This is a genomic window from Pseudomonas sp. C9-3 (assembly GCF_032392015.1).
GTDB lineage: Bacteria > Pseudomonadota > Gammaproteobacteria > Pseudomonadales > Pseudomonadaceae > Pseudomonas > Pseudomonas nitroreducens.
Genome location: NZ_CP135919.1, coordinates 159,132 through 182,256, shown reverse-complemented (window position 1 = coordinate 182,256; position 23,125 = coordinate 159,132). Strand labels below are relative to the sequence as shown.

General features: G+C 65.2%; 18 protein-coding genes, 1 tRNA gene and 1 pseudogene. 15 read left to right on the top strand and 5 right to left on the bottom strand.

Features of this window, described 5'->3' with window-relative positions; all coding sequences use genetic code 11:
- Window positions 1-43: 43 nt before the first annotated feature.
- The 8 genes from RS899_RS00840 (at window position 44) to RS899_RS00805 (ending at window position 7,584) form a co-directional block, all read left to right on the top strand.
- A tRNA-OTHER gene (locus tag RS899_RS00840) sits at window positions 44-116 on the top strand.
- 352 nt (window positions 117-468) lie between these two features.
- The gene (locus tag RS899_RS00835) at window positions 469-1,611 is read left to right on the top strand and encodes a slipin family protein (protein ID WP_315808861.1); all 1,143 of its coding nucleotides are present in this window, start codon (window positions 469-471) and stop codon (window positions 1,609-1,611) included.
- 32 nt (window positions 1,612-1,643) lie between these two features.
- A complete protein-coding gene (locus RS899_RS00830; protein WP_315808860.1) occupies window positions 1,644-2,864 on the top strand; it encodes an RtcB family protein in 1,221 nt (406 codons plus the stop codon).
- Window positions 2,865-2,873: 9 nt separating this feature from the next.
- Window positions 2,874-3,452, top strand: coding sequence for a hypothetical protein (locus RS899_RS00825; RefSeq protein WP_315808859.1), 579 nt, complete (start codon window positions 2,874-2,876; stop codon window positions 3,450-3,452).
- A 71-nt stretch (window positions 3,453-3,523) separates the two neighbouring features.
- Window positions 3,524-4,906, top strand: a complete 1,383-nt coding sequence (locus RS899_RS00820) for a hypothetical protein (protein WP_315808858.1) — start codon at window positions 3,524-3,526, stop codon at window positions 4,904-4,906.
- Between the two features lie 47 nt (window positions 4,907-4,953).
- On the top strand, window positions 4,954-5,979 hold the full coding sequence (rtcA, locus tag RS899_RS00815; RefSeq protein ID WP_315808857.1) for an RNA 3'-terminal phosphate cyclase: 1,026 nt from the start codon (window positions 4,954-4,956) through the stop codon (window positions 5,977-5,979).
- A gap of 87 nt (window positions 5,980-6,066) precedes the next feature.
- The gene (locus tag RS899_RS00810) at window positions 6,067-6,426 is read left to right on the top strand and encodes a hypothetical protein (protein WP_064979909.1); all 360 of its coding nucleotides are present in this window, start codon (window positions 6,067-6,069) and stop codon (window positions 6,424-6,426) included.
- A gap of 126 nt (window positions 6,427-6,552) precedes the next feature.
- Window positions 6,553-7,584, top strand: a complete 1,032-nt coding sequence (locus RS899_RS00805; RefSeq protein WP_315808856.1) for a cytochrome-c peroxidase — start codon at window positions 6,553-6,555, stop codon at window positions 7,582-7,584.
- A gap of 157 nt (window positions 7,585-7,741) precedes the next feature.
- Here the strand turns inward: RS899_RS00805 and gdhA are convergent, their stop codons facing one another.
- Window positions 7,742-9,076, bottom strand: coding sequence for an NADP-specific glutamate dehydrogenase (gene gdhA, locus RS899_RS00800; RefSeq protein WP_315808855.1), 1,335 nt, complete (start codon window positions 9,074-9,076; stop codon window positions 7,742-7,744).
- 217 nt (window positions 9,077-9,293) lie between these two features.
- Between gdhA and RS899_RS00795 the strand changes: the two genes are divergently transcribed.
- The gene (locus tag RS899_RS00795) at window positions 9,294-9,590 is read left to right on the top strand and encodes a hypothetical protein (protein WP_315808854.1); all 297 of its coding nucleotides are present in this window, start codon (window positions 9,294-9,296) and stop codon (window positions 9,588-9,590) included.
- A gap of 56 nt (window positions 9,591-9,646) precedes the next feature.
- Here RS899_RS00795 and ettA read toward each other — a convergent pair whose 3' ends face one another.
- Window positions 9,647-11,311 carry an energy-dependent translational throttle protein EttA gene (ettA, locus tag RS899_RS00790; protein WP_054908406.1) on the bottom strand — a complete coding sequence of 555 codons (1,665 nt, stop codon included), beginning with the start codon at window positions 11,309-11,311 and terminating at the stop codon, window positions 9,647-9,649.
- A gap of 420 nt (window positions 11,312-11,731) precedes the next feature.
- Here ettA and RS899_RS00785 point away from each other — a divergent pair, with 420 nt between their 5' ends.
- Together RS899_RS00785 and glyA are read left to right on the top strand one after the other, a co-directional pair.
- Window positions 11,732-15,895 (top strand): EAL domain-containing protein, encoded by a 4,164-nt coding sequence (locus RS899_RS00785; protein WP_315810388.1) that lies wholly within the window; start codon window positions 11,732-11,734, stop codon window positions 15,893-15,895.
- 247 nt (window positions 15,896-16,142) lie between these two features.
- Window positions 16,143-17,396 (top strand): serine hydroxymethyltransferase, encoded by a 1,254-nt coding sequence (gene glyA / locus RS899_RS00780; protein WP_024763060.1) that lies wholly within the window; start codon window positions 16,143-16,145, stop codon window positions 17,394-17,396.
- A gap of 303 nt (window positions 17,397-17,699) precedes the next feature.
- Here the strand turns inward: glyA and RS899_RS00775 are convergent, their stop codons facing one another.
- Window positions 17,700-18,191: a SecDF P1 head subdomain-containing protein gene (locus tag RS899_RS00775; protein ID WP_169941927.1), complete on the bottom strand. Its 492-nt coding sequence runs from the start codon at window positions 18,189-18,191 to the stop codon at window positions 17,700-17,702.
- Between the two features lie 278 nt (window positions 18,192-18,469).
- Between RS899_RS00775 and RS899_RS00770 the strand changes: the two genes are divergently transcribed.
- From RS899_RS00770 to RS899_RS00760, 3 genes are all read left to right on the top strand, one after another.
- Window positions 18,470-19,765 (top strand): NCS2 family permease, encoded by a 1,296-nt coding sequence (locus RS899_RS00770; protein WP_054908404.1) that lies wholly within the window; start codon window positions 18,470-18,472, stop codon window positions 19,763-19,765.
- A 122-nt stretch (window positions 19,766-19,887) separates the two neighbouring features.
- Window positions 19,888-20,973: a tRNA (uridine(54)-C5)-methyltransferase TrmA gene (gene trmA, locus RS899_RS00765; RefSeq protein WP_315808853.1), complete on the top strand. Its 1,086-nt coding sequence runs from the start codon at window positions 19,888-19,890 to the stop codon at window positions 20,971-20,973.
- Window positions 20,974-21,068: 95 nt separating this feature from the next.
- Window positions 21,069-21,566, top strand: a complete 498-nt coding sequence (locus RS899_RS00760; protein WP_315808852.1) for a DUF4136 domain-containing protein — start codon at window positions 21,069-21,071, stop codon at window positions 21,564-21,566.
- Window positions 21,567-21,569: 3 nt separating this feature from the next.
- Here RS899_RS00760 and RS899_RS00755 read toward each other — a convergent pair whose 3' ends face one another.
- Together RS899_RS00755 and RS899_RS00750 are read right to left on the bottom strand one after the other, a co-directional pair.
- Window positions 21,570-21,872 carry a DUF1883 domain-containing protein gene (locus tag RS899_RS00755; protein ID WP_024763056.1) on the bottom strand — a complete coding sequence of 101 codons (303 nt, stop codon included), beginning with the start codon at window positions 21,870-21,872 and terminating at the stop codon, window positions 21,570-21,572.
- Window positions 21,873-21,970: 98 nt separating this feature from the next.
- Entirely contained in the window at window positions 21,971-22,429 is a 459-nt protein-coding gene (locus tag RS899_RS00750; RefSeq protein ID WP_315808851.1) for a DUF4345 family protein, read from the bottom strand.
- Between the two features lie 183 nt (window positions 22,430-22,612).
- Here RS899_RS00750 and RS899_RS00745 point away from each other — a divergent pair.
- Window positions 22,613-23,064, top strand: a pseudogene (locus RS899_RS00745) (DUF411 domain-containing protein).
- The last annotated feature ends 61 nt before the right edge of the window (window positions 23,065-23,125 follow it).

Sequence of the window (23,125 nt, the reverse complement as noted above, 5' to 3'; positions counted from 1 at the left end):
TGGTGTCGGCTTCGTGCATGCCGCTGCAGCAGTCACGGTCGATGGCGCGGTAGCTCAGCCTGGTAGAGCACTCCCTTTCGAGGGAACCGTCGCAGGTTCGAATCCTGCCCGCGCCGTTCGATAGCTCAGTCCGGTAGAGCAGCCATCGAAGGAATGGCCTGTCGCGGGTTCGACTCCCGCTCGAACACTGCCCTGTTAAGGCAGCTACTCATGAAGGCAACACCCCGCCGGTGGGCGACGGGACAGGCGCAAAGCGGCCAGGAAGGCCGGATATGCCAGGGACCCGAAGCCACTGCCGGCCCGCCCGGTACGAGGACCGGGCCTGCGACAAGACACGTGCTGGCCGATGGATTCGGCGCAATGGACAGGAAGTCCGCAGTACCTGGCTCTCGCAGGCTCCCTCCTCGCCACCCGACGGGCCGGCGAACACCGGCACCCAAGGACAAAGAGAAGAAGGAAGAGAACGAGATGAAACTGCTGAAGCGCTTTACCGTGAAGAAGAACGAACGTGGCCTGCTGTACTCCGAGGGCGATTTCCTGGCGATCCTCGAGCCGGGTATCCACCGCCACCTGGACCTGTACAACCGCCTGAGCGTGGAAACCTTCAGCCTGAACACCCCGTTGTTCGAGCACCGCCTGGCCGGCTACCTGCGCCAGTCCGAACCTGCGCTGGTCGAACGCTATTTCACCCGCATGGACCTGGCCGAGAACGAGGCCGGCCTGCGTTTCGAGGACGGCGTGCTGGTGGAGATCCTCGCACCCGGCAGCCGCCAACTGTACTGGAAGGGCCAGACCGAGCAGCGCCTGGAGCGCATCGACCTGAGCCAGGAGTACCGCGTCGCACCGTCGCTGTTGCAGCAGATGCAGGGCAACCTGCGCGGCCGCAGCGTGATCGGCGCCGAGGCGCTGCTGGTAACCCTGGTGCTGGCCTACCAGGTCGGCGTGCTGAAGGTCGACGGCGCGGTGGTCGAGTTATTGCCGGCCGGCCAGTATGGTTTCTGGCGTTACAACCGCCAGGTGAGCGTGGAGCTGATCGATACACGCATCCAGGCGCTGGAGGTCAGCGGGCAGGAAATCCTCACCCGTGACAAGGTGAGCCTGCGCCTGAACCTGGCCGCCAACTGGCGTTACAGCGATGTGCTGAAGGCGTTTTCCAGCCTGTCCAAGCCGCTGGAGCACCTCTACCGCGAGCTGCAATTCGGCCTGCGGGCGGCGGTGGGAACGCGCACGCTGGATGAACTGCTGGAAAACAAGCAGGTGATCGACGAATCGGTCGGCGCCTACTTGAAGGAGCGGCTGCAAGGCACCGGCATCGAAGTCAGCGGCCTGGGCGTGCGCGACATCATCCTGCCGGGCGAGATGAAGACCCTGCTGGCTCAGGTGGTGGAAGCGGAGAAAGCGGCGCAGGCCAACGTGATCCGTCGCCGCGAAGAAACCTCGGCGACCCGCTCGCTGCTGAACACGGCCAAGGTGATGGAAGACAACCCCACCGCCCTGCGCCTGAAGGAGTTGGAAACCCTGGAACGGGTGGCCGAACGAATCGACCGCATCTCGGTATTCGGCGGCCTGGATCAGGTATTGAATGGACTGGTAACGCTGAAGCAGGCCTGACAAGGGCCTGCTCGGCAACGAAGGAAACGGACATGAAAGAGAAAACCTTCCAACTTCTGGAAGTCGCCAACGGCAAACCGATCAAGCTCTGGACCCAGGGCGTGCCGGTGGAAGAAGACGCCAAACAGCAACTGATGAACACCGCGAAGATGCCCTTCATCTTCAAGCACATGGCGGTCATGCCGGACGTGCACCTGGGCAAGGGCTCGACCATCGGCAGCGTGATTCCCACCCAAGGCGCCATCATCCCGGCGGCCGTGGGCGTGGACATCGGCTGCGGCATGATCGCCGCGCGCACCTCGCTGGTGGCCTCGGACCTGCCGGATAACCTGCACGGGCTGCGTACCGCCATCGAGAAGGCGGTGCCCCACGGCAAGACCTTCGGCCGCCGCGACCAGGGCGCCTGGGAAGACGTGCCCGAGCACGCCGACGATGCGTGGAAAGCACTGGCCGGGCGCTTCAAGGCGATCACCGAAAAGTACCCGAAGCTGGAGAAAACCAACAACCGCAAGCACCTGGGAACCCTGGGGACCGGCAACCACTTCATCGAGGTCTGCCTCGACGAAGCCAACCGCGTCTGGTTCATGCTGCACAGCGGATCGCGCGGTGTGGGTAACGCCATCGGCAACCTGTTCATCGAACTGGCCCAGGCCGATATGCGCCAGCACATCGCCAACCTGCCCGACCGAGACCTGGCTTACTTCGAGGAAGGTAGCCAGCACTTCGACGACTACGTGGAAGCCGTCGGTTGGGCCCAGGACTTCGCCCGGCAGAACCGCGAACTGATGATGCGCGCCGTGATCGCAGCGGCGCGGCAGGTGATCCGCAAGCCGTTCGAGGCCAGCCTGGAAGCGGTGAACTGCCACCACAACTACGTGCAGAAGGAACGCCACTTCGGCGAGGAGGTACTGGTAACGCGCAAAGGCGCGGTGTCAGCGCAGAAGGGCCAGCTCGGCATCATTCCGGGGTCGATGGGCGCCAAGAGCTTCATCGTCCGCGGCCTGGGCAACGAGGAAGCCTTCTGCTCCTGCAGCCACGGCGCCGGCCGGACCATGAGCCGCACCAAGGCGAAGAAGCTGTTCAGCGTAGAAGACCAGGTGCGCGCCACCGCCCACGTCGAATGCCGCAAGGACAAGGACGTGATCGATGAGATCCCCATGGCCTACAAGGACATCGACGCCGTGATGGACGCCCAGCGCGAGCTGGTGGAAGTGCTGCACACCCTGCGTCAGGTGGTGTGCGTCAAAGGATGAGGTAAGGACATGCTGCAACCCATGGAAAACCAGCGCACGCAAGAGTTGCGCAGCCGCCTGGAACAGGCGGGCTGCGTCTTCGACTTCCGCGCGCTGGCACTGGACCCGACCGCCACGCCCGGCGAAGCGGAACATCGCCTGGCGTTGCAGATGCTGTTCGAGACGATCAACGAGCGCGCGCGCCTGTGGCGCCTGGAGCTGATCGAAAAGGACTCCCGCTATGCCAAGCAGCACTGGCCGGACCTGACGCCGAACCTGGCCCAGGCCCGCCCGCAGGCCCTCGATCTCGAGGCCGTGCGTGAACTGGCACACGACGACGGCTCACTGTGCCGCGCCTTCTGCGATCCGCCCTACGGCACCCAACTGCAGGTAGCGGACTTCCGTGAATGGCTGCAGGCGCTGCGGTTGTACCCGGCCGAGGAGCTGCACGTACTCGACTGGGTCGGCGACTGCGATACCGAGCCCCATCGCAGTAACTGGAGCAGCTACTTCGACGACGGCAAGGAGTGGTGGGGCATCTGGTGTCTCACCCTGTACAACCCGCGGCGCCGGAAATTGTCCGCGCTGGCCGCCAGCGCGACAGATTGACAACAGACGTCGCCGACGACAATGGACTGCAAATGCGCGCCTGACCATTGAGCGCGCACAGAGAGGGAAATATGAAACAACTCAAACTCTGGCTGGAGCGCAGGCGCTCGCCGGACAACCCCACGGACGAGACGGCGCAAGCGCTGCGCAATTGGCTGGGCCAGCAGCGCCCTGGCTACGATGTCAACGAAGCACTGACCGTACTGGCGAACGCCAACCCTGAAACGGACTGGCCAGGCTGGAGCCGCAGCTACAACGGATATGTCCGCGAACTGGCCGTGCGCATGCTGGCCCATCGGCGTTCCGCAGAAGCACTCGGCGTACTGCTCACCCGCGCTAACGACTGGGTGCCGGCCATACGCGTACAGGCTCTGCAGGGCATCGAAGATTACCTGGCCGATGAGCAGGTTTCGCTGGTCCTGCAGAACCTGCCACAACTGCTTGTGCTGAGCCGTCAGCAACGCGGCGATCATCGCTCCCTGCTGCAAAAAGTGCAGTCATTGCTGGCCCGACCGGAGCATGCGGCGGAGGTCAAGGCAGCCTGGTTTGGTTTGCGCGGACAGGCGTCGCGCTTGCTTTTCCGCGTACTGGCCGAGGGCGATGGCTCCGCTGCGCTGCTGGAGCAGGCGCTGCGTCATCCCGACCCGGTGGTGCGTACACTGGCAGTGGATGCTGCCCGAAAGCAGCCGATCGCGACCCGGCAAGCACTGCTGCAAACGGCCATGACCAACGCTTCGGCAACAGTGCGCGGCAAGGCGCTCAGGCTCCTGATGAAAGAGTCGATGGCGCCGCTCGAGGCACTTGAACGTGGACTGCTGGATAGTTCGGCGAGCGTGCGCTCGATAGCGCTGTGGCACGCGCCACGGGAAGGAATCGAGCCGGCACAGGTACTGCTGCAAAGCGTATCCGGGGCAATGCCAGCGACCACCGCTCAATGGCTGGGTGTGCTGAGCCTGAGTGCGGCCCTTGGCAAGCCGGTGCCGACGGCCTGGCTCGACGTCGCATTGCGCTCGGCCAGCACGCGGACCCGACTGGTAGCCATCGCCCAGTTGGACGACGAGGCACTACCGGCCTTCATCGAGCAATTGGAGCATCCTTCGCCCAAGGTGTTTCGCGGCGCCCTCGCACGGTTGCGCAAACTCTCCTGGGAGAGCCTTCAGGGACCGATCAGCCATTACCTGGATCAACGCTGGCGGGAGCTGGATGAGACTCGCCGCGAAGCGCTCTTCGGCCTACTGGCGTATTGGCAACGCCTCGCCTACCTGCTGCGGCAGATCGACGAAACGTCCGATTCGACCTACTGGGTGAAAGCACTGCGCTCATGGAGCTATCAACGCTACGCGGGCCAGGACCCACTGACACCGAATGAAGAGCGGCAAGTGCTGGCAGAACGAATCCGCCAGATGGTCGCGACCGGTCAGCTGCCCAATGGCAGCCTGACCTGCATTGATTGAATTCGCCGCCTCGAGCCGACTGAGCGAGCACACAAGGACTACACAAAATGAACAAGGATTTGATCGAACTCGACGGCGCCGAAGGCGGCGGGCAGATCCTGCGCAGCGCGCTGAGCCTGTCGATGATCACCGGCAAGGCGCTGCGCATCGTCAATATCCGTGGCCGGCGCTCGCGGCCGGGACTGCTGCGCCAGCACCTGACGGCGGTGCGCGCAGCGGCGGAAATCTGCGGCGCGGCGGTAGAAGGCGACGAGCTGGGCTCGCGCAGCCTGATCTTCCGCCCTGGCGCAATTCGCGGCGGCGACTACCGCTTCGCCATCGGCAGCGCGGGCAGTGCCGTGCTGGTACTGCAGACGCTGCTGCCCGCCCTGCTGTTCGCCGATGGCCCGAGCAGCCTGGCGATCAGCGGCGGCACGCACAACCCGCTGGCACCGCCGGCGGATTTCATCGAGCGCAGTTGGTTGCCGTTGCTGCGGCGCATGGGGGCGAAGGTGGACTTCGAACTGCTGCGCCATGGTTTCATGCCGGCGGGCGGTGGTGAACTGGCGGTCCGCGTGATGCCAGGTGAACTGCAACCGCTGCATCTGCCGGATGCGGGGGCCGAACGCTCACGCTCGGCCCATGCAGTGCTGGCCGCCATCCCCGGCCACGTGGCGGATCGCGAACTGGAGAAGGTGAAGCGGCATCAGGATTGGCACGCCGCATCCGTTCAGGTCGTCCGCCTGCCGGAGGACCAGGGGCCGGGCAATGCGCTGCTGCTGGAAATCGAGTGCGAGCAACTGAGCCTGGTGTTCTGCGCCTTCGGCCAGTCCGGCGTCAGCGCCGAGCGCGTCGCCAGCCAGGCGCTGCGCCAGGCCGATGACTGGCGCCGCAGCGGCACCAGCGTCGAGGAACATCTCGCCGACCAGTTGCTGCTGCCCATGGCATTGGCCGGCGGTGGCAGTTTCACCACGCCGGCGCTGAGCGATCACCTGCTGAGCAACCGCGCAGTGGTCGAAGCCTTCCTGCCGGTGCGCATCGACTGCACGGCACGGGCGACAACCGGCCAGCACATCCGTATCACGCCAGCTTGACGCTTTCCTCACCAAACGCCGGATAGAGTGCCGCCCAATCACCCTACCCGGCGCGTGTGCCCGCCTCCCCGGCACACGGGAGTCTCCATGGCGCCACGCGCCGCCCTCGTCCTGCTCTGCGCCGCGCTGCTCGCCGGCTGCGAAACCACCCACGAATCCCTGATCGCCCAGGGCTATCCGCCAGCCTATGCCGATGGCTTCGACGATGGCTGCGGCAGTGGCCGCCAGGCCGCGGGCGCCATCACCGGTGAGTTTCGCAAGAACGTGCCGCGCTACCTCGGTGAGGCGAAGTACGCCCTGGGCTGGAACGACGGCTTCCAGCAATGCCAGGCGATGCGCGTGAGCCAGGAGCGCCAGCAGTACGAAGAGCAGCGCAACAGCGACCGGGACCGTGACTGGGAACAGCAGAAGGACCGTGCGCTGTCCCACGCCCTGCGCGGCAACTGACCGCTGCGGCAACCTCCCGCACCTGCAAGGCTCCGCCGGTTGATTTCAGTCAAGCCGGACCATCCCGTAGTGGCCTCTTCTTGAACTCAGAAAAAACCAATAAAGCCTGAGACAAGGAGACTCCACATGCAGCCCTTCAAACTGGCCCTGGGCAGCCTGTTGCTGGCGGTGAGCACGGCGGCGGCCCACGCCAATGCCGACGCCCTGCGCGACCAGGCCAACAGCATCTTCAAGCCAATCCCCGAGCAGCCCAGCGACAAGCTCGACCCGAACCAGATCGAGCTGGGCCGGCAGCTGTTCTTCGAGCCGCGCCTGTCCGCCAGCCACGTGATCAGCTGCAACACCTGCCACAACATCGGCACCGGCGGCGCGGACAACGTACCGGCGTCCAGCGGCCACGCGTGGCAAAAGGGGGCACGCAACTCGCCCACCGTGTTCAACGCGGTGTTCAATATCGCACAGTTCTGGGATGGCCGCGCCAAGGACCTGGAAGAACAGGCCAAGGGCCCGGTGCAGAACCCGGTAGAGATGCACAACACGCCGAAGAACGTCGAGGCCACGCTGCAGAGCATGCCGGAATACGTCGCCGCCTTCGGCAAGGCCTTCCCTGGCGACAAGCAGGCAGTCAGCTTCGACAATATGGCCCGTGCACTGCAGGCCTTCGAATCGACCCTGATCACCCCGGACTCGCGCTTCGACCTCTACCTCAAGGGCGACGAAACCGCCCTCGACGCGAAGGAGAAGAAAGGCCTGCAGACTTTCATGAGCGCCGGCTGCATCAGCTGCCACAACGGCGTGAACCTGGGCGGCCAGGCGTACTTCCCGTTCGGGCTGGTGAAGAAGCCGGACGGCAAGATCCTGCCCACCGGCGACCTGGGTCGCTTCGAGGTGACCAAGACGCAGAATGACCAATACGTGTTCCGCGCTGCACCGCTGCGCAACATCGCCCTGACCGCGCCGTACTTCCACAGCGGGCAGGTCTGGAATCTGGAGGAAGCCGTAGCGATCATGGGTACCGCACAGCTCGGCAAGCAGCTCAACGCGGAAGAAGTCGGCGACATCGTCGCCTTCCTCAAGACCGCCACCGGCAAGCAGCCGAAGGTGGAGTACCCGCTGCTGCCGCCAAGCACGGCGACTACGCCCAAACCGGTGGACTGAGCGGTTCGACGACGAACCTGCAGGAGCAAGCCAGCTCGCGAACAGCCCCCCAGCTTCGAGAGGTTCGCGAGCAAGTTCGCTCCTACAAGGGCAACCGATACGACCGCTGAAATGAAAAACGGGCCCATCGGGCCCGTTCTTCATGCTCGCGGAGCGGTCAGACGACGCCCTGGGCCAGCATGGCGTCGGCAACCTTGACGAAGCCGGCGATGTTGGCGCCCTTCACGTAGTTGACCCGGCCATTCTCCTCGCCGTAGGCAACGCAGGCATGGTGGATGTTCTGCATGATGCCGTGCAGGCGCTGGTCCACTTCACCAGCGGTCCAGGCCAGGCGCATGGCGTTCTGGCTCATCTCCAGACCGCTGGTGGCGACGCCGCCGGCGTTGGAAGCCTTGCCCGGCGCGTAGAGGATGCCGGCCTCGAGGAAGATATCCACAGCCTCCAGGGTCGACGGCATGTTCGCGCCTTCGGCCACGCAGATGCAGCCGTTGGCCAGCAGGGTGCGCGCGTCGTTGGCGTCCAGCTCGTTCTGGGTGGCGCAAGGCAGCGCGATGTCGCAGGCGAGCGACCACGGACGTTCACCGGCAATGAAGCGCAGGCCGGGGCCGGTCATCTCGCTGAGGCGGCCGCGACGGACGTTCTTCAGCGCCATGACTTCTTCCCACTGCTCCAGGGTCAGGCCAGCTTCAAAGAACAGCGTGCCTTCGGAATCAGACAGCGAGATCACCTTGCCGCCCAGCTCCATGACCTTCTGCGCGGCGTACTGGGCCACGTTGCCGGAACCGGAGATGGCCACGCGCTGGCCGTCGAAGCCGCTCTCGCGGGCCTTCAGCATTTCCTGGGCGAAGTACACGCAGCCGTAGCCGGTGGCTTCCGGGCGGATCAGGCTGCCGCCGTAGGACATACCCTTACCGGTCAGCACCGAGGTGAACTCGTTGGACAGGCGCTTGTACTGGCCGAACAGGTAGCCGATTTCGCGGGCGCCGACGCCAATGTCTCCGGCCGGCACGTCGAGGTCCGCGCCGACGTGGCGGAACAGCTCACTCATGAACGACTGGCAGAAGCGCATGACTTCGGCGTCGCTCTTGCCCTTGGGGTCGAAGTCCGAACCGCCCTTGCCGCCGCCCATGGGCAGCGAGGTCAGGGAGTTCTTGAACACCTGTTCGAAGGCCAGGAACTTCAGCACGCCGAGATTGACCGAAGGGTGGAAACGCAGGCCGCCCTTGTATGGGCCGATGGCGCTGCTCATCTGGATGCGGAAACCGCGGTTGACCCGTACTCGCCCGGCGTCGTCCACCCACGGCACGCGGAACAGGATCGCGCGTTCGGGCTCGACGATGCGTTCGACGATGCCGGCCTGCAGGTAGTGCGGGTTGGCTTCGAGGAAGGGCCAGAGGGAGCGCAGCACCTCTTCCACCGCCTGGTGGAATTCGGGCTGATCGGGGTCGCGCAGCTTGAGGCGCTCGAGGAACGAGTCAACGGATTGCGTCATGTCTACACCGGTACTTTTCTGGTTATGTGATGCTTTTTGCCGGCAGACTCTAACAACCCACGTCGCACTCAGATAGTGCAGCGTGACGCTTTTATGAATCTTTATGGTGCAAAAATATAAATCCCACTTCTGCCGGACCAGCAGAAAACCAGATTTTTGTATACAAAATCAATAGACAGTTGCATTCAAACAACGCAGCCCTCTCAGGATGCTCCCGATGCACATACGCTCGATCGTGCTCCTCGCCGCTCTCACCTGTGCCCTCGCCCTGCCCGCCCAGGCGGCCATGAAACTGGGCAACTTCACCGAGTCCGGTGCCCTGGTGGTCGCGGATACATTCGATAGCGAAGTGATCCACAAGTCGAACTTCAGCACCGACGACCTGCAACGCATGTCGCGGCAGCTGGAAGAACAGCAGCGCACGCTGCAGGACCAGGCGCGGCAAATCGACACACTGCAGCGCCAACTGGAGGAGCAGCGGCGCACCCTGGACGATCTCAAGCGCAGCCGCTGAACAAGGCACAGAAATGAAAACGGGGCCCGAAGGCCCCGTTTTCATCGCGAAGAGGCTTACGCCAGCTTCTTGTAGCGCACGCGGTGCGGCTGCGAGGCAGCGTCGCCCAGGCGCTTCTTGCGATCGGCTTCGAACTCGGTGTAGTTGCCTTCGAAGAAGGTCACCTTGCCGTCGTCCTCGTAGGAGAGGATGTGGGTCGCGATGCGGTCCAGGAACCAGCGATCGTGGGAAATCACGATGGCGGCGCCGGGGAAGTCCAGCAGCGCTTCTTCCAGCGCACGCAGGGTTTCCACGTCGAGGTCGTTGGACGGTTCGTCGAGCAGCAGCACGTTGCCGCCCTGCTTCAGGGTCAGGGCCAGGTGCAGGCGGCCGCGCTCACCACCGGAGAGGTCCTTGACGAACTTCTGCTGGTCGCCGCCCTTGAAGTTGAAGCGGCCGACGTAGCTGCGCGACGGGACTTCGTAGTTGCCGATCTTGATTTGCTCGAAGCCGTCGGACACCTGTTCCCACACGGTCTTGTTGCCTTCGAGAATTTCACGGCTCTGGTCAACGCTGGCGATCTGCACGGTTTCGCCGATCTCGATGGTGCCCGAGTCCGGTTGCTCCTTGCCGGTCAGCATGCGGAACAGGGTGGATTTACCCGCGCCGTTGCCGCCGATCACGCCGACGATGGCGCCCTTGGGAATGGCCAGCGACAGGTTGTCGATCAGTACGCGCTCACCGTAGCCCTTGGTGACGTTGTGCAGCTCGATGACCTTGTCACCCAGGCGCGGACCGGCCGGGATGTAGATCTCGTTGGTCTCGCTGCGCTTCTGGAATTCCTGCGATTGCAGCTCCTCGAAGCGCTGCAGGCGCGCCTTGGACTTGGACTGACGAGCTTTGGCGCCCTGGCGCACCCACTCCAGTTCGGCCTTCATGGCCTTGGCGTGGGAGGCTTCCTGCTTGGCTTCCTGGGCCAGGCGGTTGGCCTTGGATTCCAGCCAGCCGGAGTAGTTGCCTTCGAACGGGATGCCGTGGCCACGGTCCAGTTCGAGGATCCAGCCGGCGACGTTATCGAGGAAGTAACGGTCGTGGGTGATCGCTACCACGGTGCCCGGGAAGTCGTGGAGGAAGTGTTCCAGCCAGGCGACGGAGTCGGCGTCCAGGTGGTTGGTCGGTTCGTCGAGCAGCAGCATGTCCGGAGCGGACAGCAGCAGGCGACAGAGAGCGACGCGGCGTTTTTCACCACCGGAGAGGTGTTCGATCTTCGCGTCCCACGGCGGCAGGCGCAGCGCGTCGGCGGCGACTTCCAGCTGGCGCTCCAGGTTGTGGCCGTCGGATGCCTGGAGGATGGCTTCCAGCTTGGCCTGCTCGGCGGCCAGGGCGTCGAAGTCGGCGTCCGGCTCGGCGTAGGCGGCGTAGACTTCATCCAGGCGGGCCTGGGCCTGCTTGATCTGGCCAACGGCTTCTTCGACGATGTCGCGCACGGTGGCCTGCGGGTCGAGCTTGGGCTCCTGCGGCAGGTAGCCGACATTGATGCCCGGCATCGGGCGGGCTTCGCCTTCGATCTCGGTGTCGACGCCGGCCATGATGCGCAGCAGGGTGGATTTACCCGCGCCGTTCAGGCCGAGAACGCCGATCTTGGCGCCGGGGAAGAACGACAGGGAGATGTCCTTGAGGATTTCACGCTTGGGCGGCACGACCTTGCCGACCCGGTGCATGGTGTAGACGTATTGAGCCATGGATACCTGACTTCTGGGATGAATTGATGATCGGGATGGCCGGAACGGACGACGGCAGGTTCCGGGACGCCGGCACTTGGGGCCGGAACGGCGGCACTGCGGGCCACCGAAGGGCGCGAACGGCCGATGGACGGCCCTTCGCGCGAGACTCTGCGGGGATGTACTTTATGCCCCGAACTTTGGCCGTACATCACGCGCGCGTGCGGCAAAGCTACCGGAATGAGGCGGGAAGGGCAAACGACGCTCGTCGGCCATACTGGCACTTCGCCGCCTTTCCGGGCATCCTAGCCTGCGCCGAATTCAGCCGTATCGCCCCAGGTCCCTAAGTCCTTGTCTATTTTCCCCCGTCCCCCTACGGACGCCCTGGCCAGGCCTGGCCGCGTGGCGACCCGGACCGCCCTGGTGCTGCTGGTGCTGTTCATGCTCGGCCTGCTGGGCTGGCAGCTGCACCAGGAGTTCCGCAACCAGGAACGCTTCGAGCGCGAGCGGGTAGTGCTGCACGGCGAACAGATGGCCCAGCGAATCTCCCTGACCCTGGAGCTCAAGGCAGTGGCGGCCCAGGCCCTGCTGCAGCAGGAGCAGGGCCGCGACAACGGGGACATCCAGCCGCCGCTGATCGCCGGCCTGACCCACATCTATCCCTCTTTCCACAGCCTGGTCCGGCTCGACGTCAACGGCGCGCCGCTGCGCGACTCCGCCAGCAACTTCAAGGACGCGGCGTTCATCGAGGCCCTGCGCCAGCGCAGCCGGCAGCAGAGCTATCACTACGCCTTCAGCGAGGAAAATGGCGGCCACTTCTATGTCTGGCTGAAGGCCACCGAACCTGGCGAAGGCGACAGCGTCATCCGCCTCGACGAGAAGATTGCCCGGCGCGGCTGGGCGGCGCAGATACGCCCCGAGTCGCCGGACTGGATCCTGGTCGACGACGTCCAGCAGAAGGTCCTCGGCCGCTCCAGCGGTTTCCGTCCCGGCCCACTGTCCGCCGCCTCGCCGCTGGAGCAGGCGCAGAGCCTGGACGGCCTGGAGATCCAGAACACCGACTGGCAGCTGCGCCCGCAATTCGACGACCGGCAGATCCGCGCCACCCTGCTGCCGCGCCTGGGCGGCGAGCTGGCCCTGCTACTGGTGCTGGCCGGCATCGCCGGCGCCGCCCTGCTACGCCTGCAACGGGAACAGCAGAACCTGCGGGCGCTGACCGTGGAGTCGCAGCAGAGCCTGCGCCAGGCCGCCCAAGCCCTGGGCGCCATCGACGAACGCGTCCTGGTGACCCGCGCCGACGGTCGCCTCGCCTACCTCAACCCACAGGCCGAGCAGCTGTTCGGCATCGCCGCCGACAAGGCCGGCGAGCATCACCTGCTGGAGCTGCTGCCTGGCCTGGGCGGCCTGCTGAATGGCGCCGATACCTCGTCCGACAACGGCTCCGAACTGGTCCGCGTCAACGATACCGGCCAGGCACGCCTGTTCGCCGTCAGCCATCACTCGCTGGACGACAGCCCGCTAGCCGCGGAGCAGATCTGGGTCCTGCGCGGCAACCTGCCCCAGGGCGGGCAGGTCTGGGTGCTGCGCGACGTCACCGAGGAGCAGCAGGCGCTGCACATCCTCGAGGAGACTCGCCGGCGCTATCAGGACATCTTCGACGGCGTCGGCGTAGCGCTCTGCGTGCTTGACCTTTCGGCCCTGCGCCAGAGCCTGGTGGACCTCAACCTGCGCCGGCAGAGCGACCTGCGCGACTGGATCGCCTCGCAACCCGAACGCCTGCCCTGGCTGTTGCGCCAGGCGAAGATCACCGAGATCAACAACGTCGCCAAGCGCCTGATGCGCGTAAGCAACACCGAGCAGGCCTGGCAGGTACTGATCGGCAGTGCCGGCATGCGCCCGGACGGCGTGCGCAGCAAGGTGCTCGAAGCCGTGCTGCATGGCCAGGGCATGGTCGAACTGGAAGCCTGCATCAATACCCGGCAGGGCGAGCAGCGCCACCTGTGGCTGCAATTGCGCGTGCCGGAGATGATCCAGGACTTCCACGCGGTCACCCTGAGCCTGTCGGACATCACCAGCCGCAAGCAGGTCGAACTGTCGCTGATCGAGCGCGAGAAGTTCTGGTCCGACGCGGTGCGCGCGGTGCCCGATACCCTTTACATCCACGACATTGCCGCGCGCCGGGTGATCTTCACCAACCACAATCTCGGCTACCAGCTGGGCTACACCGGCGACGAACTTCGCGACATGGGCGAGCGCTTCTGGGAAAAGGTGCTGCACCCGGATGACGTCGAGTACTACTGGCGCGTGCGCAACCTGCAGCAGGTAGTAGGCGATGGCCTGCTGCTGGACAGCCAGCTGCGCTGGCGCCACCGCGACGGCTCCTGGCACTGGTTCGATATCCGCGAGCAGGCCCTGACTCGCGACGATGCCGGTCGCGTGGCCCGCCTGATCGGCGTGGCCAAGGACATCACCGACACCGTCGAGGCGCACAACTCCCTGCGCGAGAGCGGCCGCCGCTACCGCATGCTCGCCGAGAGCATCAGCGACGTGATCCTCTCCACCGACGCCCAGGTCCAGCTCAACTACATCAGCCCGTCGATCCAGCAGGTGTTCGGCTACAGTCCCGAATGGGTGCTGGCCAACGGCTTCCAGCAGGTCGCCGCCAACCCGGCGCAGCTGGAGCGCCTGGACGAACTACTGAACCGGGTGCAAGGTGCCATCGGCGAACCCAAGCGCCTGGCCGAGCTGCGCGAGAACGCCGAGCCGCAGCTGTTCAGCCTCGACTGCCTGCACGCCGACGGCCACAAGATTCCGGTGGAGCTGCGCATCGCCCTGATGTGGGACGACCACGGCCGCTTCGAGGGGCTGCTCGGCGTCGCCCGCGATGTCAGCCAGCAGCGCCGCGCCGAGCGCGAGATGCGCATGGCGGCGACGGTGTTCGAGCACTCCACTGCGGCGATCATGGTTACCGATCCGGCCGGCTACATCGTGCAGATCAACGACTCCTTCAGCCGCCTTACCGGCTACTCCGCCGAGGAAGTGCTGGATCAGCTGCCGCGCCTGCTCACCGCCGACCGCCAGGAAGCCAACCAGCTCAAGCATGTGCTGGAAAGCCTGCGCAAGAGCGGCAGCTGGGAAGGCGAAATCCTGCAGAAGCGCAAGAGCGGCGAGCTCTATCCGAGCTGGGTCGGCATCACCGCGGTGCATGACGAGGAAGGCGACCTGGTCAGCTTCGTCTGCTTCTTCAGCGACATCAGCGAACGCAAGGCCAGCGAGCGGCGCATCCACCGCCTGGCGTACTACGACGCCCTGACCCACCTGCCCAACCGCACGCTGTTCCAGGACCGCCTGCACACCGCCCTGCTGCAGGCCGAGCGGCACCAGCAGTGGGTCGTGCTGATGTTCCTCGACCTCGACCGCTTCAAGCCGATCAACGACTCCCTCGGCCACGCCGCGGGCGACCGCATGCTCAAGGAAGTGGCCGAGCGCCTGAGCCATTGCGTCAGCGACGACGACACCGTAGCGCGCATGGGCGGCGACGAGTTCACCCTGCTGCTGCCCGGCCAGAAGGACCGCGAGAAGGCGCTCCGGCAGGCGATCCAGGTGGCCGAGCAGATTCTGTCCAGTCTCGCCCGCCCCTTCACCCTGGAAGGCCGCGAGTTCTTCGTCACCGCCAGCATCGGCGTGGCGCTCTCGCCGCAGGACGGCGCCGAGCTCAGCCAATTGATGAAGAACGCCGACACGGCGATGTACCACGCCAAGGAAATGGGCAAGAACAACTTCCAGTTCTACCAGGCCGAGATGAACGCCCGGGCGCTGGAGCGACTGGAACTGGAAAGCGACCTGCGCCGGGCCATCGAGCAGGAAGAGTTCGTCCTCCACTACCAGCCGCAGTTCACCGGCGACGGCCGCCGCCTGACCGGCGCCGAGGCGCTGCTGCGCTGGCAGCATCCCAAGCGCGGGCTGATCCCGCCGGCGGAGTTCATCCCGGTACTGGAAGAACTCGGCCTGGTCGCCCAGGTGGGCGACTGGCTGCTGGAGCAGGCCTGCCTGCAGCTGCGCGCCTGGCACCGCGACAAGGTGCGGGTGCCGAAGATTTCCGTGAACCTCTCGGCCCGGCAGTTCGCCGACGGGCAACTGGGCGAGCGCATCGCCGGCATCCTCGAGGACACCGGTATCGCTCCGGCGTGCCTGGAGCTGGAACTGACCGAAAGCATCCTGATGAGCGACGTTTCCCAGGCGATGCAGATACTTCAGGGCCTGAAACGTCTGGGCCTGGCGATTGCGGTCGACGATTTCGGCACCGGTTACTCCTCGCTCAATTACCTCAAGCAGTTCCCCATCGACGTGCTGAAGATCGACCGCAGCTTCGTCGACGGCCTGCCCCACGGCGAACAGGACGCACAGATCGCCCGCGCCATCATCGCCATGGCCCACAGCCTGAACCTGATGGTGATCGCCGAAGGCGTGGAGAGCCACGAGCAGCTGGAGTTCCTGCGCGAGCACGGTTGCGACGAGGTGCAGGGCTTCCTCTTCGGCCGCCCGGTGCCGGCCGACCAGTTCGCCGCGCTGTTCGCCAGCAATGCGTTGTTCCTGTTGGGCTGACCGCACAACGGCGCAGCAGGCGAGCGCCCTTGCAGGATGGGTGGAGCGCAGCGATACCCATCCTGCAACGTGTTCATCCTGCACCTTCGACACGCGGCTATCCACGCCACGCGGCCGCTCGTCTCTCCCGCGACCCTGGCCTTGAACCCCGCTTGTCAGCCACATGACCGCCTTTCATGTGCCAGCACCGGCGCCTTGGGTTAGAATGCGCGCCTTTCCCCAGCACCCGATCCTTAAGAGGACCGCCATGTTCAGCCGTGATTTGACCCTCGCCCGCTACGATGCCGAACTCTTCGCCGCGATGGAGCAGGAAGCCCAGCGCCAGGAAGAGCACATCGAGCTCATCGCCTCCGAGAACTACACCAGCCCGGCGGTGATGGAAGCCCAGGGTTCGGTGCTGACCAACAAGTACGCCGAAGGCTACCCGGGCAAGCGCTACTACGGTGGTTGCGAGTACGTCGACGTCGTCGAGCAGCTGGCCATCGACCGCGCCAAGGAGCTGTTCGGCGCCGACTACGCCAACGTCCAGCCGCACGCCGGCTCCCAGGCCAACGCCGCCGTCTACCTGGCCCTGCTGTCGGCTGGTGACACCATCCTGGGCATGAGCCTGGCCCACGGTGGTCACCTGACCCACGGCGCCAGCGTTTCCTCCTCCGGCAAGCTGTACAACGCCGTGCAGTACGGCATCACCGACGCCGGCCTGATCGACTACGACGAAGTCGAGCGCCTGGCCGTCGAGCACAAGCCGAAGATGATCGTCGCCGGCTTCTCCGCCTATTCCCAGGTGCTGGACTTTGCCCGCTTCCGCGCCATCGCCGACAAGGTCGGTGCCTACCTGTTCGTCGACATGGCCCACGTGGCCGGTCTGGTCGCCGCTGGCGTCTACCCGAACCCGGTACCGTTCGCCGACGTGGTCACCACCACCACCCACAAGACCCTGCGCGGCCCGCGCGGCGGCCTGATCCTCGCTCGCAAGAACGAAGAGATCGAGAAGAAGCTGAACTCCGCCGTCTTCCCGGGCGCCCAGGGTGGCCCGCTGGAGCACGTGATCGCTGCCAAGGCCGTGTGCTTCAAGGAAGCCCTGCAGCCCGAGTTCAAGGCTTACCAGCAGCAGGTCCTGAAGAACGCCCAGACCATGGCCAGCGTGTTCATCGAACGCGGCTTCGACGTGGTTTCCGGCGGTACCCAGAACCACCTGTTCCTGTTGTCCCTGATCAAGCAGGACATCACCGGTAAGGATGCCGACGCTGCCCTGGGTCGCGCCTTCATCACCGTGAACAAGAACAGCGTGCCGAACGACCCGCGTTCCCCGTTCGTCACCTCCGGCCTGCGTATCGGCACCCCGGCCGTCACCACCCGCGGCTTCAAGGAAGCCGAGTGCCGCGAGCTGGCCGGCTGGATCTGCGACATCCTGACCAACATGGGCGACGAGTCCGTGGTGGACGGCGTGCGCGAGAAGGTCAAGGCCATCTGCGCCAAGTTCCCGGTTTACGGCGCCTAAGCCCACACCGCGAACCGCGATAAAAAAGCCCGGCAGATGCCGGGCTTTTTCATGTCTGTCGCTCACAGGACTCAGGCTGATCCTGTAGGAGCGAGCTTGCTCGCGAACAAGCTCCAGCCTGGCACCCGTGTTGTGCGCTTCGCGAGCAAGGTCGCTCCTACGAAAAACCCACTGCGCACCGGTAGCAGTAATAAAGCTTCGTAGGGCGCATAACGCGCCAGCGTTATCCGCCTCCACGCAGCCGGCGGATAACCTGTTCCAGGTTATTCGCCCTACTCAGGGATACGCCCCATAAAGGACGGGCTAGGGCTGCCCGCCCGACTTCTGCTCCGGCTGCACCGGCACATCCCGCAAGTCGTTGAGTCGCCGCACCAGCGTTTCCGCCTCCGCCTGGCTGGCAAACCCCTTGAGCATCACCTGGCCATCCGTCACCACCCGCGTCACCTTGGGTAGCAGTCGCAGCTGCCCGTCGATCACCACCGCCAGGGCCTTGCCCTGCTCTTCCTCGGTCAGCCTGGCCAGGCGCTGGCTGGCTTCGGGGGTGAAGCGCACGCGCACTGCCGGCTTGCCGTCGGCCACGCTGGCCAGTTCGGCCCGCTGCACGTCGCGCTGGGTAAGGACGGGATGGGTCTCCAGCAGCACCGCCTTGCCCTGCGGGTCAGCCAGGGTACGGGTAGTGGCCGTGGGCTTCTCGGCCAGGGCGTGGACATCAAAGGTGTGCTGCGGCGCCGACGGCGGTGCACCGGCGCAGGCGCCCAACAATGAGGCGAGGAGGATCGGAATAGAGCGTTTCATCGACTGCGAATCGGACAGAGCGGCCCGGTCGGGCCAGGGTTATGAAGGATCAGACCACCGTCAGCGCACAAGTTGCACTCCCTTGGTCGGCACCCGCGACTAAGCTTGCAGACGAACGGATGCTGGCGGTCCGGTCAGAAATTCTCCGGCTCAGGGCAAGCTGGTATTATGCGCGCCTTTTGCCGGCCACAAGAAAAGGCGCAGGGCCCACTTGGGCATGTACCTTGCTTTTCCCGGCCAGAACGATAACGGCGCGAGAGCGTCACGGGGAGCCAAACATGCTGGAAAAGCTGTTCCAACTCAAGGCGCACAACACCAATGTGCGCACCGAGATCCTGGCGGGTATCACTACCTTCCTGACCATGGCCTACATCCTTTTCGTCAACCCGAGCATCCTCGGCGAGACGGGCATGGACAAGGGCGCGATCTTCGTCGCCACCTGCCTCGCCGCCGCCATCGGCTCGGCGGTGATGGGCCTGATCGCCAACTACCCGATCGCCCTGGCTCCCGGCATGGGCCTGAACGCCTTCTTCACCTACACCGTGGTCCTGCACATGGGCCACACCTGGCAAGTGGCGCTCGGTGCGGTGTTCCTCTCCGCGTGCATGTTCTTCATTATTTCGATCTTCCGCATCCGCGAGTGGATCATCAACAGCATCCCGCTGGCCCTACGCTCGGCCATCGCCGCGGGCATCGGCCTGTTCCTCGCGCTGATCGCGCTGAAGGAGTCGGGCATCGTCGTCGCCAACCAGGCCACCCTGGTGGGCATGGGTGACCTGGCCAAGCCCGCACCGCTGCTGGCGATCCTCGGCTTCATCCTGATCGTCGCCCTGGAAGCCCGCCGCGTGACCGGCGCGGTGATGATCGGCATCCTGGTCGTCACCTTCATCTCCATCGCCATCGGCGTCTCCCAGTTCGGTGGTGTGGTATCGATGCCGCCGTCCCTGGCACCGACCTTCCTGCAACTGGACATCAAGGGCGCGCTGGATATCGGCCTGTTCAGCGTGATCTTCGCCTTCCTCTTCGTCGACCTGTTCGACAACTCCGGCACCCTGATCGGCGTAGCCAAACGCGCCGGCCTGATGGGCAAGGACGGGCACATGCCGAAGATGGGCCGCGCACTGATCGCCGACAGCTCCGCCGCCATGGTCGGCTCGCTGCTGGGTACCTCCACCACCACCAGCTACATCGAGTCGGCAGCGGGCGTTTCCGCCGGTGGTCGCACCGGCCTGACCGCCATCGTGGTCGCCGTGCTGTTCCTGCTGGCCCTGTTCTTCGCTCCGCTGGCGGGCAACGTGCCGGCCTTCGCCACCGCGCCTGCGCTGTTCTTCGTCGCCGTGCTGATGGCCTCGGGCCTGGCCGAGATCGACTGGGACGACCTGACCGTCGCCGCCCCCGTGGTAGTGACCGCCCTGGCAATGCCGCTGACCTTCTCCATCGCCAACGGCATTGCCTTCGGCTTCATCACCTGGACCGCCTGCAAGCTGCTGTCCGGCCGCTTCCGCGAACTGAACCCGGCGCTGGTGATCCTGTCCGTGCTGTTCGTGATCAAGCTGGGCTGGTTCAACGCCTGATTTTACTTTTGCGGCAGGGGTATCGCTGCGCTCCACCCATCCTACAAATGGCATCAACGTAGGATGGTGTGGAGCGCAGCGATACCCATCAAATGCCGCCGACTACACGAGTTACCCGTCCCATGAGCAGTCCGCGTTTCGATCCCTCCCACTACGACAGCCAACTGGCCGACAAGGCCGCGCGCCTGCGCGAGCTGCTGGCGCCTTTCGCTGCGCCTGAGCCGGAGGTGTTCGATTCGCCCCGCGAGCATTACCGCCTGCGCGCCGAGTTCCGCCTGTGGCGCGAAGGTGAGGCACGCCACTACGCGATGTTCGAGCAGGGCGACAAGCACACGCCGATCCTGATCGAAGCCTTCCCTATCGCCAGCCAGCGCATCAATGAGCTGATGCCGCGCCTGAAGGCCGCCTGGGCCGAGCCGACGCTGGGCTACAAGCTGTTCCAGGTGGAATTCCTTACCACCCTGGCGGGCGATGCGCTGATCACCCTCTGCTACCACCGCCCGGTGGATGCAGCCTGGCAGGTCGCTGCCGAGAAGCTGGCCGCCGAACTGGGCGTGAGCATCGTCGGCCGCTCCCGCGGCAAGCGTCTGGTGGTGGGCCGTGACTACGTGAGTGAAGAGCTGACCGTTGCCGGCCGCACCTTCCGCTACCGCCAACCGGAGGGCGCCTTCACCCAGCCTAACGGCGAGGTCTGCCAGAAGATGCTCAACTGGGCTTACGAAGCCCTGGGCCAGCGCGAGGACGACCTGCTGGAGCTGTACTGTGGCAACGGCAACTTCACCCTGCCGCTGGCCACTCGCGTGCGCAAGGTGCTGGCCACCGAGATCAGCAAGACCTCGGTGAACGCCGCCCTGGCCAACCTGGCCGACAACGCGGTGGACAATGTCACCCTGGTGCGACTCTCCGCCGAGGAGCTGACCCAGGCGCTCAACGAGGTGCGTCCGTTCCGACGCCTGGCTGACGTCGACCTGAAGTCCTACGAGTTCGGCAGCGTGTTCGTCGACCCGCCGCGTGCCGGCATGGACCCGGACACCTGCGAGCTGACCCGCCGCTTCGACAACATCCTCTATATTTCCTGCAACCCGGAGACCCTGGCACAGAACATCGCCCAGCTGCACGACACCCACCAGGTCAGCCGCTGCGCCCTGTTCGACCAGTTCCCCTACACGCACCACATGGAAGCCGGCGTGCTGCTGACCCGCCGCTGAGCCCCCGCGACCACGACGGGCCGCCCAACCTAGGGTTGGGCGGCGCCTCCGGGTTCTGCAGCTAGGCTTGCGGAACAACGACAAGAGGCACGCCCATGTCCCGCCTGATCCTTCCCCTGCTGTTCCTGCTGCTGAGTGCCTGCGCCGGCAGCGACCCCGCCGATATCAGCGTCTCACCCGCCGCCAATGGCCGGCAAAGCACCTTCTTCATCCAGGCCGTGCGCGCGCAAGGCCACCGCGAGGATCTGGAGGATCGCTTCGATCTCGCCGTACGCCGCGCGCTGGAAGCCAAGGGCTATGAATTCAAGGAAAGCTCGGGAGAGCTACGGGTGATCTATGCCGTCGGCCTGGACAGCCAGACCGGTATCGTCCAGCGACCGGTGGCGACCAGCGCGGGCGTGATGACCCAGACCCAGTTCACCGATCAGGAACAGGCGCGCCTGGCGCTGAGGATTCTCGACGAGGCTACCGGGCAGGTGCTGTACCAGGCACAAGTGGCGCGCCAGCTGCACGACCCGAAGATCACCCAGCAGGCCGTGGACGAAGGCATCGCCCGCCTGCTGAAGGATTTCCCCGCACACGTGGGGAACTGAGGATCAGCTGAAGTTCGACGGCGACTTGCGCACGAACTTGATGCTGTACTTGAAGTCGGCCTTGCGCGTGACGCTGATGGCACGGCGGGTGACGGTGTCGATGGTGATGTTCCAGTTGCCGGTGCTGGGCACCTTGATCTTGGCCGGGAACCGGTCGAAGGCGCCGCCGTGGTACGAATGGCGGCCACCGTTCTTGAAGCTGCGGAAGTTCGCATCAGTCATCAGGCGGATGTTGCAGGTCATGGAACACTCGATGACGACCAGATCGCCTTCGTTGAGGTGTTCACGTTGATGGACGAACTTCATGCTGGCTCCGCTGCTACTACCGCAAAATCAATACGATAGCACGGAGCGGGGTCGGCCCGGCAGCGCCGCTGCTTGCTGGCGACGCCACTCATCCGAACTCACAACCCCTCGAAGTCAGCCTTGCGCTCCTCGGGCTCCTGTTCTTCGCGCACCACCACCTGGCGATTGCGCGACTGCCGCTCCAGCCAATAGAGGGCGAAGATCGCCAACGCCGAGATCAGGCTGCGGTAAACCACGCCGACCAGCTGCGCGTCCCACTCCATGCCGCCTTCGGTCCAGGCGATGAGCAGGCGCGACAGGGTCAGGGTGAGCTGTACGAGGATTACCAGGATCAGCGCCGGGCGCACCAACAGGCGACGACGCAGGGCGAAGACGAGGAACAGCGCGAGAGCGAACTGGTGGCCGCCGTAGAACACGCGGGCGTCACTCACAGAAGACGGCTCCATCAGCAGCATGCCGCTGAGGTTGGCCATTTCGTAGGGGCGAATCCAGTAGAGCAGTCCCAGGCCACCCCAGACCAGAGCCTGGACCAGCAGGACGAGACGGGCGAAGAGCATCCGATTTCTCCTTGGCCATGCAGCCATTGCCGAGCGTCCATACCTGCGACCGGGAGTCGCGGACGCACCACCGATCAGCTAAAGACCCCGCGTGCCGCGGCAAGTTCGGCGGCCGCGTCATATGGGGAAACAAACGGCGGGTGGGGCCGCGGCACCCGCGGGAGTATGCTCGGTCGCGTTCGAATTTCGAGGTTCCAACCATGCGCACCCTGCTTCTGCTCACTGCCCTTGTCGCCGGCGCCGCCCAGGCCGCCGAGCCGCTGAGCATCGACGTGCACCGCGATGCCAATTGCGGCTGCTGCAAGGACTGGATCAAGCATCTGGAAAGCAACGGCTTCACCGTCAACGACCACGTCGAGGCGGACATGAGTGCAGTGAAGACCAAACTCGGCGTCCCGCACAGCATGGGCTCGTGCCACACCGGCGTGATCGACGGCAAATTCGTCGAGGGGCACGTGCCAGCGGCCGATGTGCTGAAGCTGCGTGAGCGGGCCGACCTGATCGGCGCCGCCGTACCGGGCATGCCGATGGGCTCGCCGGGCATGGAAATGGGCGACCGGCACGACGCTTACCAGGTGGTCGGGCTGACCAGGAGTGGTCAGCGCGAAGTGATCGCCGACTACCCGGCACACTGACGCCAGGGCTATCCCTCACCCCTGAGCGCTGGCGGAGGTGGGATGGGGCTTCCGGCGCGCG